The organism is Acinetobacter sp. TG2027 (genome assembly GCF_000302435.1).
Classification (GTDB): Bacteria; Pseudomonadota; Gammaproteobacteria; order Pseudomonadales; family Moraxellaceae; genus Acinetobacter; species Acinetobacter pittii.
In genome coordinates, this window is record NZ_AMJN01000054.1 from 57,197 (window position 1) to 71,020 (window position 13,824).

Here is a 13,824-nt window from a genome sequence, read left to right on the forward strand (position 1 = left end):
GCGAGCCCTCTCATTTAAAAAGTTATTTTTTATGCGTCGTAGTGAAAAATCGAAAGACACCAAAGCCAGACTCGCACCCAAGCAAAAGATCAGCTATGAAAAGAAACCAGATCCAGCGATCACGGCATATGCTGTGCAATCACTCAACTGGTTACGCCAAGCTGAGTTTCTAATGAGTGCACCTAAATTGGCACTTTGTGTTGAAGATAGTGGCTACGAGATCGCTTTTGCAGGACGCTCAAATGCCGGTAAGTCCAGTGCTATCAATGCCTTAACTAACAAAAAACAGCTAGCGCGCGCCTCTAAAAAACCTGGCCGTACTCAGATGATTAACTTCTTTAGTCTAGGCAACCCCGATCAACGTTTAGTCGATCTTCCTGGCTATGGCTATGCAGCCGTACCTGAAGATATGAAACGAGTATGGCAAAAAGAATTAGAGAACTATTTAATCCATCGTAAAAGCTTACAAGGCTTAGTATTACTGATGGATATTCGCCATCCTCTACAGCATTTCGACATGATGATGCTAGAGTGGGCTTATTCACGTCATCTTTTTGTTCATATTCTCTTAACGAAAGCAGACAAACTTAATCGTGGCCCTGCAAACAAAGTGCTATTAGAAGTTAAGCAACAACTGAAAAAAATGAAGCTTGATTTCTCGATTCAACTTTTCTCATCACTTAATAAATTAGGTTTAGAAGAGCTAGCAAGTGTTATGGCTGGACGCCTGCATTTTACGCTTGATCAAGAGCCGGAATTTGACGTTGACGCGATCCCTGAAGCATCAGATGAGGATACTGAAGAGTAAATCGTCAAAACAGATACAATTTCTTTATTAAATTTATTTTCAAATTGGCCCCTATTGCTAAACACAAATGTAGGGGCTTTTTTTATACTCGTTATAACTTCATCGAGTTAAAAATCAGGACTAAATGATGAAATTGTTATCTTTTTTGAAGAACAAGGCTTTAGGTTCTTCTATTGACTATAAAATTCTTCCACGTAAAGTAAAATTTGACTGGAAAGATACCCCTGTTGACTGGATTCCAAATCAGCCTTTCGCAAGTTATTTTATTAATGAAATTAATAACATCTTACCTGCTGGAGAATTTTGGTTTTGCCGTTTGTACAATAAAGTTTTACCGCAAATTAAAGACGAAAAACTTAAACAGGATGTACAAGCATTTATCCGTCAAGAAGCTATGCATGCCAATGCGCATACTTCTGCCAATAAAGAATATTTAAGCGCACGTAATATTGATATCCAGCGAAATCTGGACATTATGAATTATCTATTTACCACTGCCTTAGCAGATAAACCATTCGACAAAGAAGTCCCTCAATTTCTACAAGGGCAATGGGACCTTTTCCGTTTAGGCGTTATTGCAACTGTTGAGCATATGACCTGTGTATTAGGGAAATATGCACTCTATAACGAGCGTTGGGAAGAATTAGGCGCTGACCCTGAAATGGTCGATCTGGTTAAATGGCATGGTTCAGAAGAAATTGAACACCGTACCGTTGCTTTTGATTTATATCGCCATTTGGGTGGTGGATATATTCCACGCTACTATTTAAGCCTTGCAGTGATTGTACTGGTGCTTGGATTATGGGTAGATGGCGCTGCACATATTATGAAACAAGATCCACGTTTTGCTGATGCTGCTAAATCTAGATTTTTCCCAGTATGGGTTGCTGTAGAGTGGTATAAAATTAGCAGAAAAGATAATCAGGTTTTACCAAACCCAATCTGGCTTATTGCTCAACAAATTGATTACCTCATGCCTTGGTATGATCCAGTTAAAGAAGGCAGCACTGAAGATGCGGTAAGTTATTTATCGCAATCTCCAGCAGCAAAAAGAGCCGAGTTACAAGCGGCTTAAAAATAAAAAAGCAGGATTTAAAATCCTGCTTTTTTATTTAGGAGATTAGACACTGATATCTTTATCTTTTGTATAACGGTCGACAACCACACTAATCATCATATCACCCTGCACATTTACCACTGTTCTTACCGTATCCAATAGACGATCAATCGGAAGTAAAATTGCAATTGCTTCAGCCGGTAAACCTACAGACTGTAAAACCATAATCATGGTAACCATACCAGCACTTGGAATTCCAGGGGCCCCTAGTGATGCAATCATTGCTGTTAAACACACAATAATTTGTTGTGTCAGGTTTAAGTCTAGCCCCACCAAATTTGCGACAAATAATGCAGCGGCTGCTTCATATAGTGCAGTGCCATCCATATTAAGCTGTGTACCTAAAGGAATTACAAAACCAGCTGTTTGCGGACGAACACCTAAGTTTTCCTGTGCGCATTTCATACTAAGTGGCATCGTGGCAGAACTAGAGCTGGTTGCAAATGCTGTAATTAGCGCTGTACGTGTTCCTTTGAAAAAAGCCCAAGGACTCATGCGGCCAAAAATCCAAAGTAGTAACGGTAAAACAACAGCACCATGAAAAATGGTAGTCCCTGTCACTACAACAGCAAACTCAGCCAAACGACTTAAAACTGAAATATCTTCGGTTGCCATTAATTTTGCTAATAAAGCAAAAATACCCAAAGGTGCTAGCTTCATTACCCAGCCGACTAGCATCATCATCATTTCAAAAAATTGATGACTTAATAAGCGAATACTTTTAAAACGCTCACCGCCATGGACTAAAGCAACACCAACAAATAGTGCAAACACCACAACAGCTAAAACGTTACCATCGCTGAATGCTTTAAATGGGTTAATTAATGTATTTTGAATAAAATTGGTGAAAAAACTTGCAGGGTTTAAACTATCTGGTGCCTGATAGTTTTGCATAGACGTTTGGAAAATAGAGATATCTATACCACGTCCTACTTCAAATAGATGAGCACAACTTATACCTAAAATTAAAGCTAGTGTTGTTGTGGTCAAACAACATAAAAAGGTAATTTTCCAGACTGGACCTAACTGCCCTCCCGCCTGCAAATTAGAGACACCCACAACAATCGAGCTAAAAATTAAAGGCACCAACAACATTTTAAGTAGCCCAATAAAGACACTACTTAATATACCCAGCCCATATAAACTATGTTTTACAAACGCAGTATCGGGATACAACGTTAATAAGAAACCAAAGGCTAAGCCTAAAATGGCAGCAATAAGAATTTGTGTGTTTAAGTTCATATCAGCATTATTTTTTTCAGTTGGCAATCCTTTTGCAAATATGACATGAGCTCGCTTTTCATACGAGCAATTTTTTGTCACATCGTTTCAATTAAAAATAAAAAAGCCATCTGATGAGATGGCTTTATAAATGAGTTTATTGCGTTTCAATTTCCCGCAAACGAATTAAACCCTCTTGCACGGTACTGCATACAAGTTGGCCATTTTGCCACATACGTCCAAAGTTCAAACCGCGAGAAGCTGCGCTAACGGTTGCCTCCATATCGTAAAGCATCCATTCATCAGCACGCAGCGGGCGGTGAAAATAGATGGCATGATCAATACTCGCACACTGTAAACTTGGAGAAATATAACTGAGCCCATGCGGTCTCAAAGCAGTTGTCATTAAAGTAAAGTCTGAATAAAACGCAACAATCGCTTGATGGAGGGCAATATCATCTAATTGTTTTGGAATACGGTCATGTGTGCGGATATAGTGTGCATTATACGGCGCTTCAGGTTGAGGCTGAAACGGATTTACCGGATCAATTGGGCGGATTTCTACATGGCGCTCACGCATGAAACTAGCACGAACATTTTCAGGTACGAAATTTAAAATACCTTCTTTGAGCTCATTTTCAGATTTAAGAGTCTCTGGTGCAGGATACTCTGGTTCTTGATGTTGATAGTTCAAGCCTTCTTCGGGGTTAGCAAAAGAAACCATCGCAGAAAAGATAACTCGTCCGTGTTGAATGGCACGAACCTGACGGCTTACGAAACTCTTCCCATCACGTAAACGGTCTACTTCATAGATAATTGGGGCATTAATATCGCCACCATATAAAAAATATGCATGCAAAGAATGCGCTGGGCGATCGGTTGTATAAGATGCCGCACGTAAAGCCTGACCCAAAACCTGCCCACCAAAGACACGTTTACCGACAAGATTACGGCTTATGCCACGGTAAATATTTTCTTCTAGCTTTTCTAAAGTAAGAAGATCGACAAGTTCTTGGGTTAACGCATTCATGAGAGATACCTTCATATTTCAGGTAAAAAATCGTATTAAAGTACAGATGTGTAGAATCTATTGTGCCATAAAAAACTATTTGAACATGGAACAATCAGTCAACTTCTGACGAACATTGCTCATATAACAGCTAAAAATACGATTTTTAACGATAAAATATGCCAAAAGCATTATAATTTATAAGAAAGTAGCATATTGTTTTTTTTAATAAATGCCGCAAAATAATTACCCTCTGCATTTGGTGCTGGGATTTGTCTTTAAGAAGTAGGAGTTCTTATGTCCAAGAGTGGGTTTGGTCAAATGTATCGTCGGCTTTCGAGTAAACTACTTGACCTCGTGGTAACACCACATGTTCTTGGGGAAGTTCCTACTGAACCAGTACCAGAAACAACAGAAGCAGAAGCAAAAACTGACCGCCAAAAAGTGGTTTGTTACGTCTTACAAAACCACTCTCGAAGCAATGCTTTAGTGGTTGATGGAGAAACGCGTCGTTTAAATTTAAAACCTGCGTTAGACCCACTCATTGTGGGTACTCATCAGGAAAAAGCATCAGTTTTATTTTTACAGCACAATGATGAAAATAATTTACTGAATCCGCCTCCTCATGCTTTTCCACCGCGTTTAATAAAACTGATTGAAGTTTTACAAGAAAACCCTGAACTTGATATAGAGCTTGTTCCGGTTACAGTTTTATGGGGCCGTTCGCCAGATAAAGAAGATTCTTGGTTTAAATTATTATTTTCAGACACATGGGCAACACCAAGCACAGTTAAGCAGCTGGTTAATATTGGTTTGCATGGCCGTCAGTCTTATTTAGAATTTCATGAACCACAATCGCTACGTGAATTGGTTGAATATGCACAGCAGCATTATCCAAATCTTTCACCAGCAACTTATATTGTAAGTACGTTAAATGATTATTTAGACCGTCAGCGTGAAGTCGTGTTAGGCCCCGATTTGTCGGATCGCCGCAATGTCATGCAATCGGTTGTTAAATCTCGTGATGTGCAAGAAGCAATCCGCCGTGAAAGTATTCGCGGAAAAGTGAGCATGCTTGAAGCTGAACGCCGTGCGATTGGCTATGTGAATGAAATCGTATCGGATTATTCACACTCAGCAGTGCGCTTTGCCGATCTTGCCTTAACACGCCTATGGACCCAGCTTTATGACGGCGTAGAAGTACATAACTTTAGTACCGTTCGTGAATTAGCAAAAGACTATGAAGTTGTCTACACACCTTGCCACCGCAGTCACATTGACTATTTACTATTGTCATATGTGATCTATAAACGTGGTTTGATGGTTCCGTATATTGCTGCAGGTGATAACTTAAACCTACCTTTTGTTGGTCAACTTTTACGTGGAGGCGGTGCATTTTTTATTCGCCGCTCTTTCCGTGGAAATGGGCTCTACACTACTGTATTTAAAGAATATCTATATAGTATTTTGTCACGCAACACGCCACTTGAATACTTTATTGAAGGTGGACGTTCACGTACTGGACGTTTATTACCGCCTAAAACCGGTATGCTTGCCATGACAGTTCACAGCCATTTACGTGGCCGTGCTAAACCGATCGTTTTCTTACCAACTTATATTGGTTATGAACGACTCATGGAAGGCTCAACTTACGTAGGCGAAATGCAAGGTAAGCCAAAAGAAGCCGAATCTATTTTTGGTATTGTGAAAACCTTACGAAAAATTGAGCGTATTTTTGGTAAAGTCCACGTGAACTTTGGTGAACCTGTTTTCCTTGATGATCTGCTTAAGCAACATAATGCAGAAAACGTTTACATTGAGAAAAATGACGACCCAATCCCTCAAGCCGTTTCAGATGCAGTAAATAGCTCTGCACATGCAATTTTAGAAAATATTAACCGAGCGGTGGTGATTAACCCTGTTTCTTTACTTTCTATTATTTTGCTTGCAACTCCAAAGCATACGCTTGATGAAGAAATTTGTATTAAGCAGCTAGAAGCTTACCGCAACTTGGCATCAAACTTCCCATATGACCAACGTATGGAAGTAACACCACTTTCTGGTAAAGAAATTATTGCGTATGGTTTAAAGCTTAAACTCATTAAACGCGTTCAGCATGCGCTTGGCGATATTATTGCGATTGAAGATAATCAAGCTGTTCTTTTGACTTACTTCCGTAATAACATCTTGCACGCTTTTGTTTTACCTTCTCTAGTAGCATCACTTGTTGAGCATAATGGAAAAATCAGTCGTTCAGATTTAACCAATGTCATCTATACGCTCTATCCATTCTTGAAAGCTGAGTTATTCCTTAAATGGAAGAGCAGCGAGCTTAAAGCACAAGTTGAGCAATATGCAGATGCTCTAGTTCAATCTAACCTTATTCAACAAGACGATGAAGGTAACTTGATTAGCTCTGCGCCAAATACAGAAGAGCATAATCAGCTTGTTGTTTTAGCAACGCCAGTTAAGCAAAGTCTTGAGCGCTACTACATGACACTTGCGCTCATTACTCAACGTGGTTCTGGTAATATTTCTGCTAAACAAGTTGAAGAATTAAGTCATTTATTAGGGCAACGTTTATCAGTTCTCTATGAATTTAATTCGCCAGAGTTCTTCGACAAAGCTTTATTCCAAAGCTTCTTAAAAGTACTTACGCAGCAAAATTACATTCGTACCAATGACCAAGGCCAAATTGAGTTTGATGACAACTTCCGTCAAATGGCTGCTGGCGCACAGTTGGTGCTTGATGAAGTAACCTTGCAAATGTTGCAGCATATCACCACCTTTACTGACGAAGAATTGAAAGATGCTCTTGAAGCAATGGCATCTCAACAAGCTAAACGCCGTTTAAAACGCAAAAAAGCTTAATGTCTTCAGTCAAAATAAAAGGCAACTTCGGTTGCCTTTTATTTTATTAGCGAATTGGACATTCAAAATAACGTGGATCATCCATACAACGTAAGCGCTTCATAAGCTGAACGAAATAAGCATCGTAATAACCTGAAAGAACGTACTGATTACGTATTTTGGCAACCATTACGTCATAACTTTGCTTCTCATAAAAAGAGACATCTACCCAATAATAAGCAGGTAAATGATTTTCCCATTGTGTCGCACGATTCGTCAGCAATTGGCTATTTTGAACGAACCATCCTCGAATTTTCCGGCCAAAATTAGCAGGATAAGCTTGCGGCTTAATAATTAAATTGACGCCGAAATATGCCAACGGAAAATTGATGACTTGAGTATCCGGCCCAAATTCTTTTTGTAAGTTATATGGCAATAAACCATACACGGGGGCAGCAATAATATCGATTTTATTTTGCTTAAACTGCGCAATCGCGTTAGATAAATCGACATAGACTGGCTGAGCACCTACACTCCGTACCAGTGCTTGCTGTGGTGGATTGTTAGGTAGCACCCCAATACGCTGATTTCTTAATTGAGCGACTCTAGAGAGGTTCTTATTTTTTAGAACCATGTAAGCAGTTCCAATTGGAATCATTCCTATAGCTTCATAATTCTTAGAAACCAGCCTTTTCTCAATTGTAGGGTGATTTAAAAGCTGCAAAAAGCTTTTGGCCGTACGGTTATTAGGAATAAGCCCTATACCTGCAGTACTTCCCATAAACTGGTTATAACGATAAGTATTAAAATTAGATGCCGCTAAACCTGAACATTTCCCATCATCAAAAGCTTGTATGGCCTGCTGTTCTTTTTGATAGGTAACTACTTTAAATTTGACTTGATATTGCTGGGCATATAGCCGAATGTCATTTAAACGGCGAGTAATATCCCCTTGGGACCCGATAGGATCATAGGCACACCACACCTGATCCTCAGCCCAACTCGCAACAGCTGTTATGCTCAAGATAAGAGCTAAACAAATTTTTTTCACTTTCAACCTTTTTATCTTTATCGGCAATTTGACTGCCTCATCAGGTATTTATGTTCTTATTTAAAGTTTAATCAAAATTTCATTTAGTGCTATGAACATTTAAACATAATAAATAGTCATTAAAGCAAATCGGATGTTCTAACTGAAAACCTGTTGTAGATAAATGTCTTGCATAAATTCTTTTACCTGAAATTTGGTTTGATTCTAAAGTTAATTCTGGCAATCCCAATTGTTTTTGAAACCACACAATAATTTCATGCAAAGGCAATGGTTGATTATTAGTCACAATATAGCTTGCTTGATGACTTTCGTAATCAGCCATAAAAGCCAAAAATCTTGCTAAATCATCAATATGTATTCGATTGCTATAATGTATATTTGGATAACTTTGATGATTTTCAGCCATTTTCTTTAAGCGGGCAATAGAAGTTCCATAAATACCTGTAGGACGAACAATTACAGATTGAGTTGGATAATATTTTTGCCAGAGTAACTCCATATTACGCAATATATGGCCTTGTGCATCATTTGGATGAATTTCACTAAAATCATCAATGATCTCCCCTGCATTTTCACCATACACCCGCGTAGAAGAGACAACAATTATTTTTTTTACTGGATGTATTTTTAATGCTTCTCGAATCGGTTCAATACTATCTACATAAGTATGTTGATAGCCCTCAACCGTACTCTCGTTTGGAGAAAGTAAAATATATACGACATCCACAGGTTCAATTTTACTTAAATCGAGCGAAAAAATATCCTGAACAAGATGTGTTGCGTAACTATCCGTTTTTACACTACGGCTGATTGTGGTAATTTGATGTTCTTTCTCAAATAGTTGTTTAGCAACACGCTGAGATGTTTTACCATAACCGATAAATAATATATGCATAGAAAACTCGTTGAGGGGACATGACTTCAGTCCATCAGTTACAAGGCGTTGGATCGGCTTCAGCAGCCCTACTCGAAAAACTAAATATTTTTACCACAGATGATTTATTGTTTCATCTGCCACGTGATTATGAAGACCGCAGTACGATTATTCCAATGAATCAACTTGTGGTTGGGCGGAGCTATTTACTCGAAGGAGAAGTCAAATCAATTGATTTCCCTCCGGGAAAGCGAAAATCTATGGCAGCCTTGGTGCAAGATGAATTCGGTAAAGTCACCTTACGCTTTTATCATATTTATAAAAACCTGACTGATAAAATAAAACCCGGTCATCGCTTACGTATTTTTGGTGAAGTCCGTGTGGGTGCCCGCGGCCTTGAGATGTATCATCCCGAAATTCAGCTCATTCATGAACATACGCCTCTACCAAAAACTCAGCTTACAGCAATTTATCCAAGTACCGATGGGTTAACTCAACCCAAATTACGCGAATACGTTAAACAAGCTTTAAAACATCATAGTGATGCCCTACCAGAGCTACTCCCAAAGCAATATACCAATGGCTATGCGCTTAAAGAGGCTTTGTATTACATTCATGAGCCTCCTGTGGATGCCAACATGCTGCAATTGGCCCAAGGCTCGCACCCTGCACAGCAACGGCTTATTTTTGAAGAGTTGGTTGCACACCAAATTAGTTTACTTAATCGCCGTGCTTATATTCGTCAAATTGCGTCACCTGCTTTTTCAAGCAGTAAAGTATTAGCTAAAAAACTATTAGAAGCTTTACCATTTCAAATGACCAATGCACAAAAACGTGTATCTAAAGAAATTTTAAATGACTTAAAACAACACCAACCTATGCTACGTCTAGTACAAGGCGACGTAGGGGCTGGAAAGACCCTAGTTGCAGCTGTAGCCGCTTGCCATGCTTTAGAAGCAGATTGGCAGGTTGCATTAATGGCTCCGACTGAAATTCTTGCAGAACAACATTATTTAAACTTTAAACGTTGGTTTGAACCATTAGGTATTACTGTTGCATGGTTATCCGGTAAACAAAAAGGTAAAGCCCGTGCCCAAGCAGAGCAGCAAATTAAAGAAGGCCACGCGGAACTTATTGTCGGTACACATGCCTTATTTCAAGATAATGTTGGCTTCGCTAAATTAGGGCTAGTGATTATTGATGAACAACATCGTTTTGGTGTAGACCAACGTTTAGCTTTACGCAATAAAGGTGCTGAGCAGTTCACCCCACATCAACTCGTGATGACAGCCACTCCGATTCCAAGAACTCTAGCAATGAGTGCTTATGGTGATTTAGACACATCTATAATTGATGAGTTACCTCCAGGCCGTACCCCAATTCAAACAGTTACGATTCCTCTTGATCGTCGAGAGGAAGTGCTTCAACGTATTGCTTCGAATTGTAGAGATGGGAAACAGGCGTATTGGGTATGCACATTGGTTGAGCAGTCTGAGACTTTAGATGCTCAAGCAGCAGAAGCAACTTACCAAGAGATGAAAGAACGCTTTCCTGAGCTCAACATTGGCTTGGTGCATGGCAAAATGAAAGCCGATGAAAAGCAAGCCGTCATGCAAGCATTTAAAAATAATGAGTTACAGCTTCTTATCGCAACGACAGTGATTGAAGTTGGAGTAGACGTTCCTAACTCTTCTATTATGGTCATTGAAAATGCCGAGCGTTTAGGGCTTTCTCAGCTACACCAATTACGAGGTCGCGTAGGTCGAGGTGCTCAAGCTAGTTTTTGCGTACTTTTATATAAAACCCCTCTCTCTCAAAATGGACAAGAGAGACTTTCTATTTTAAGAGAAAGTAATGATGGCTTTGTTATTGCGGAAAAAGATCTGGAATTACGCGGACCGGGTGAATTATTAGGGACTAAACAAACCGGAGATATGGGATTTAGAGTGGCTCGTTTAGAGCGAGATGATCACCTACTGAGTCAAGCCCACTATGTGGCACAGCAAGTTTTAAAAGATTATCCAGAACAGGCAGATGCTTTATTAAAACGTTGGCTTCCTGAGGCGCCTCGCTACGCCTATGTTTAATTTTTTAAACTTCCAACATCTTATTCAGTTATTTTCACCTTGCTCATTGTGCGAGTTAGGCACGCGAGAAAAATACTCGCTCTGTAAAGACTGTTGGGAACAGCTACCTTGGCTTAAACAAACGATTCAACGTAATAATCACTCTGTTCTTGTGGCTTGTAATTATGCTTATCCGGTTAACCGGATTATTCAGCAGTTTAAATATGAACAAAAATTACATTATCAGATCTTATTAGGTGAAATTTTAAAACAATTAAAATTTCCCAAGGTACAAGCGATCGTACCTATGCCAATTTCCAATCAACGTTTAATCGAGCGTGGTTTCAATCAATCCTTAGTACTCGCCAATATATTAAGCAAACACTTAAAAATACCTGTTTGGCAACCAATTCAACGCTTAAATGAACACTCTCAAAAAGGACTTTCTCGGCTAGAACGCTTTGAAAATATCGAACAACAATTTTTACCTCATCATCAAGAGAAACGACGTTATCGCCGCGTTCTCATTATTGATGACGTGATAACCACGGGAAGCTCTGTTCATGCGCTCAGTCAGGCACTTAAACAATTAGGCTGCACATCCATTCATACGGCGTGCCTAGCAGCGACGCCGAAGAGTTAAGCTATTGCACTGTAGATAAATACTCTTCACACCAAGGAATGACAATTTCTTTGGTCAATGGTGCAAGTTGAGTTTCCGAATCATTTAAATCTATCCACTTCATTTCTGCAATTTCGGCTGCAATTTTAGGTGCTTGGTCGAGCTGAACAAGATATAAATGACTCACCAAAATATGATCTGGCTCATTGGCAGCTGCTGTTTCGAAATGACCAATAAATTGCTCAATCACACAAGAGCTTCCGACTTCTTCTAAAATTTCGCGTTGCATGGTGATCTCTGGTGCCTCATTAGGTTCCAGCTTGCCACCTACTTGCATAAAAGCGTGTGTATTACGCTTTCTTACAAGCAACAACTGTTTTTGCTCATTTAAGATCACTGCGGCAGCGACCGTAATTGTTTTCACCTATTTAACCTCGTTTATGGTTGGACATCTGCATTTGTCCATTTTGGAGCAGGAGCCTGATATTGCTCAAATTGTTGAAGAATATCTTCAATTTTATCTGATGAGATCAATTTATCAACGAACCGTGCTTGGCTGAATCCATTATCCACCGTTCCTTGAATCATTTTAAGTAAATCTTCATAAAAGCCCGCTACATTTAAGAAAGCACATGGCTTTTGATGAATACCTAATTGCGCCCACGTCCATTGTTCAAAGATTTCTTCCAATGTACCAGCGCCACCCGGCAAAGCAATAAAGCCATCTGAAAGATCCGCCATCTTGGTTTTACGCTCATGCATATTTTCAACCACATATAATCTGGTTAGGCTTGGATGAGCTAACTCACGATCAACTAAAGCACGAGGGATCACGCCAATGACTTGTCCACCTGCTTGTAAGGCGCTATCGGCAACTACACCCATTAGGCCTGAGCGACCACCACCATAAACCAAGGTCTTCCCTTGTTTTGCAATAGCCTCGCCTGTAGCTTGGGCAATTTTTTGGAAAATTGGGTTTGAACCAAGAGATGAACCACAGAAAATACAAATTGATTTCATAGTGTAAAAAACCGTTTTATTGAACTGTCATGCTGACAAACTAAACTATCGATAGAGTTTTTTTTTGCAAAATAGCGTATTGGCAAGTGTTTTTCGGCAAATCCTTGTCTAAAATACACCCATCCATTTCCATCAGACTGCGTGAGGAAAAAAGACACATGCTTGAAGCCTTTTATGCCACAGAACGCGGAAGTCTGGAAGATGCCACCATCAATGGTGGATTTGATCTACATCCCGAATTAGTCTGGCTTGATCTTATTGCACCCTCGCAAGAAGAGCAACAATGGGTATTAGATGCCTATGACCAAAATTTACCAACACTAAAGTCGCTTGAAGATATTTCATCTTCTGCACGATTTTACCGTGATGATGACGGTATTTTGCACATCAGTACTTATTTTTTAACGAAAAATAAAAATTATCAGGTGGATGGCGACGCTGAAGAGTCATCACATATGCTTGCCATGGTGCAAACCGTAGCTTTTATTTTACATAAAGACCGCCTCTTTACGATGCGTGGAGAAAAACTAGTTGCGTTTCGTGCCTTTCGTGCCCGTGCTCGCCGAAATGACTATGACATGGACTATAAAGATCCAACGTGGATTTTATTAGGCCTTCTTGAAGCAAAACTCGATGAGCTTGCGGATATCTTAGAAGATATCCACAAAGATTTAGAAAAATACTCTACAGAGGTTCTTAATAACCACCAACGCGAAAAAATTCTAGATCTTGATGACATGATTACACGCCTAGCTCAACAAGAAGACATGCTAGGAAAAGCACAGCTTTGTCTCATTGACTTACGACGTGTACTTACTTTCTTATCGCGTCCACGTGCTTTAGGCAGTCATATTTATGACGCAGACATTCGAGAGCTCAGTGAAGATGTGCGCTCACTGGTAGAACATGATGCGTTCTTATTCCAAAAAGTACGATTCTTACTTGATACGACGTCTGGATTCATTAACACAGAACAGAATGACACGATTCGTCGATTCTCGATCTTACCAAGTATGTTAGCTCCTCCAATGCTTATTGCCAGTATTTACGGTATGAACACAGACGTATTACCTTTTGCACATGGTACGACCAGTTTCTTTATTGTTTTGCTGATTATTATGGGTTTCTTTATTGGGCCGATCATTTATTTCCGCTGGAAAAAATGGATCTAAGCTTTGTAATAAAA

At 39.5% G+C, this 13,824-nt stretch carries 12 protein-coding genes; 6 read left to right on the plus strand and 6 right to left on the minus strand.

Going from position 1 to position 13,824, the window contains the following annotated elements; all coding sequences use genetic code 11:
* Window positions 1-31: 31 nt before the first annotated feature.
* Window positions 32-808 carry a ribosome biogenesis GTP-binding protein YihA/YsxC gene (gene yihA, locus B806_RS0116515; protein ID WP_002116788.1) on the plus strand — a complete coding sequence of 259 codons (777 nt, stop codon included), beginning with the start codon at window positions 32-34 and terminating at the stop codon, window positions 806-808.
* Window positions 809-932: 124 nt separating this feature from the next.
* The gene (locus B806_RS0116520) at window positions 933-1,883 is read left to right on the plus strand and encodes a metal-dependent hydrolase (protein ID WP_075384066.1); all 951 of its coding nucleotides are present in this window, start codon (window positions 933-935) and stop codon (window positions 1,881-1,883) included.
* A 45-nt stretch (window positions 1,884-1,928) separates the two neighbouring features.
* On the opposite strand, the gene B806_RS0116525 is transcribed toward B806_RS0116520, so the two are convergent.
* The gene (locus B806_RS0116525; RefSeq protein ID WP_031944608.1) at window positions 1,929-3,194 is read right to left on the minus strand and encodes a dicarboxylate/amino acid:cation symporter; all 1,266 of its coding nucleotides are present in this window, start codon (window positions 3,192-3,194) and stop codon (window positions 1,929-1,931) included.
* Window positions 3,195-3,303: 109 nt separating this feature from the next.
* Window positions 3,304-4,176 carry an acyl-CoA thioesterase II gene (locus tag B806_RS0116530; protein WP_002116924.1) on the minus strand — a complete coding sequence of 291 codons (873 nt, stop codon included), beginning with the start codon at window positions 4,174-4,176 and terminating at the stop codon, window positions 3,304-3,306.
* Window positions 4,177-4,452: 276 nt separating this feature from the next.
* On the opposite strand from B806_RS0116530, the gene plsB reads away from it, so the two are divergent.
* Window positions 4,453-7,026: a glycerol-3-phosphate 1-O-acyltransferase PlsB gene (plsB, locus tag B806_RS0116535; RefSeq protein ID WP_017386989.1), complete on the plus strand. Its 2,574-nt coding sequence runs from the start codon at window positions 4,453-4,455 to the stop codon at window positions 7,024-7,026.
* Between the two features lie 46 nt (window positions 7,027-7,072).
* On the opposite strand, the gene B806_RS0116540 is transcribed toward plsB, so the two are convergent.
* Together B806_RS0116540 and B806_RS0116545 are read right to left on the minus strand one after the other, a co-directional pair.
* Window positions 7,073-8,056, minus strand: a complete 984-nt coding sequence (locus B806_RS0116540) for a putative solute-binding protein (protein WP_025466709.1) — start codon at window positions 8,054-8,056, stop codon at window positions 7,073-7,075.
* 79 nt (window positions 8,057-8,135) lie between these two features.
* Window positions 8,136-8,951 (minus strand): NAD-dependent epimerase/dehydratase family protein, encoded by an 816-nt coding sequence (locus B806_RS0116545; RefSeq protein ID WP_017403249.1) that lies wholly within the window; start codon window positions 8,949-8,951, stop codon window positions 8,136-8,138.
* Window positions 8,952-8,971: 20 nt separating this feature from the next.
* On the opposite strand from B806_RS0116545, the gene recG reads away from it, so the two are divergent.
* Window positions 8,972-11,017, plus strand: a complete 2,046-nt coding sequence (recG, locus tag B806_RS0116550; protein ID WP_005078352.1) for an ATP-dependent DNA helicase RecG — start codon at window positions 8,972-8,974, stop codon at window positions 11,015-11,017.
* Window positions 11,010-11,639 carry a phosphoribosyltransferase family protein gene (locus tag B806_RS0116555; protein ID WP_017403250.1) on the plus strand — a complete coding sequence of 210 codons (630 nt, stop codon included), beginning with the start codon at window positions 11,010-11,012 and terminating at the stop codon, window positions 11,637-11,639. The genes recG and B806_RS0116555 overlap by 8 nt, the downstream gene beginning before the upstream one ends.
* Window position 11,640: 1 nt before the next feature.
* On the opposite strand, the gene B806_RS0116560 is transcribed toward B806_RS0116555, so the two are convergent.
* Window positions 11,641-12,042, minus strand: coding sequence for an NUDIX domain-containing protein (locus tag B806_RS0116560; protein ID WP_017403251.1), 402 nt, complete (start codon window positions 12,040-12,042; stop codon window positions 11,641-11,643).
* Window positions 12,043-12,056: 14 nt separating this feature from the next.
* Complete coding sequence (locus B806_RS0116565; RefSeq protein ID WP_017403252.1) at window positions 12,057-12,638, minus strand: TIGR00730 family Rossman fold protein; 582 nt, start codon at window positions 12,636-12,638, stop codon at window positions 12,057-12,059.
* 158 nt (window positions 12,639-12,796) lie between these two features.
* Here B806_RS0116565 and B806_RS0116570 point away from each other — a divergent pair, with 158 nt between their 5' ends.
* Complete coding sequence (locus tag B806_RS0116570) at window positions 12,797-13,810, plus strand: magnesium and cobalt transport protein CorA (RefSeq protein ID WP_005078356.1); 1,014 nt, start codon at window positions 12,797-12,799, stop codon at window positions 13,808-13,810.
* Window positions 13,811-13,824 lie beyond the last annotated feature (14 nt).

Excerpts from the sequence above, each read along its gene's own strand:
- yihA (WP_002116788.1), top strand. The coding sequence starts at position 32 with ATGCGTCGTAGTGAAAAATCGAAAGACACCAAAGCCAGACTCGCACCC.
- B806_RS0116520 (WP_075384066.1), top strand. The coding sequence starts at position 933 with ATGATGAAATTGTTATCTTTTTTGAAGAACAAGGCTTTAGGTTCTTCT.
- B806_RS0116530 (WP_002116924.1), bottom strand. The coding sequence starts at position 4,176 with ATGAATGCGTTAACCCAAGAACTTGTCGATCTTCTTACTTTAGAAAAG.
- plsB (WP_017386989.1), top strand. The coding sequence starts at position 4,453 with ATGTCCAAGAGTGGGTTTGGTCAAATGTATCGTCGGCTTTCGAGTAAA.
- B806_RS0116545 (WP_017403249.1), bottom strand. The coding sequence starts at position 8,951 with ATGCATATATTATTTATCGGTTATGGTAAAACATCTCAGCGTGTTGCT.
- recG (WP_005078352.1), top strand. The coding sequence starts at position 8,972 with ATGACTTCAGTCCATCAGTTACAAGGCGTTGGATCGGCTTCAGCAGCC.
- B806_RS0116555 (WP_017403250.1), top strand. The coding sequence starts at position 11,010 with ATGTTTAATTTTTTAAACTTCCAACATCTTATTCAGTTATTTTCACCT.
- B806_RS0116565 (WP_017403252.1), bottom strand. The coding sequence starts at position 12,638 with ATGAAATCAATTTGTATTTTCTGTGGTTCATCTCTTGGTTCAAACCCA.
- B806_RS0116570 (WP_005078356.1), top strand. The coding sequence starts at position 12,797 with ATGCTTGAAGCCTTTTATGCCACAGAACGCGGAAGTCTGGAAGATGCC.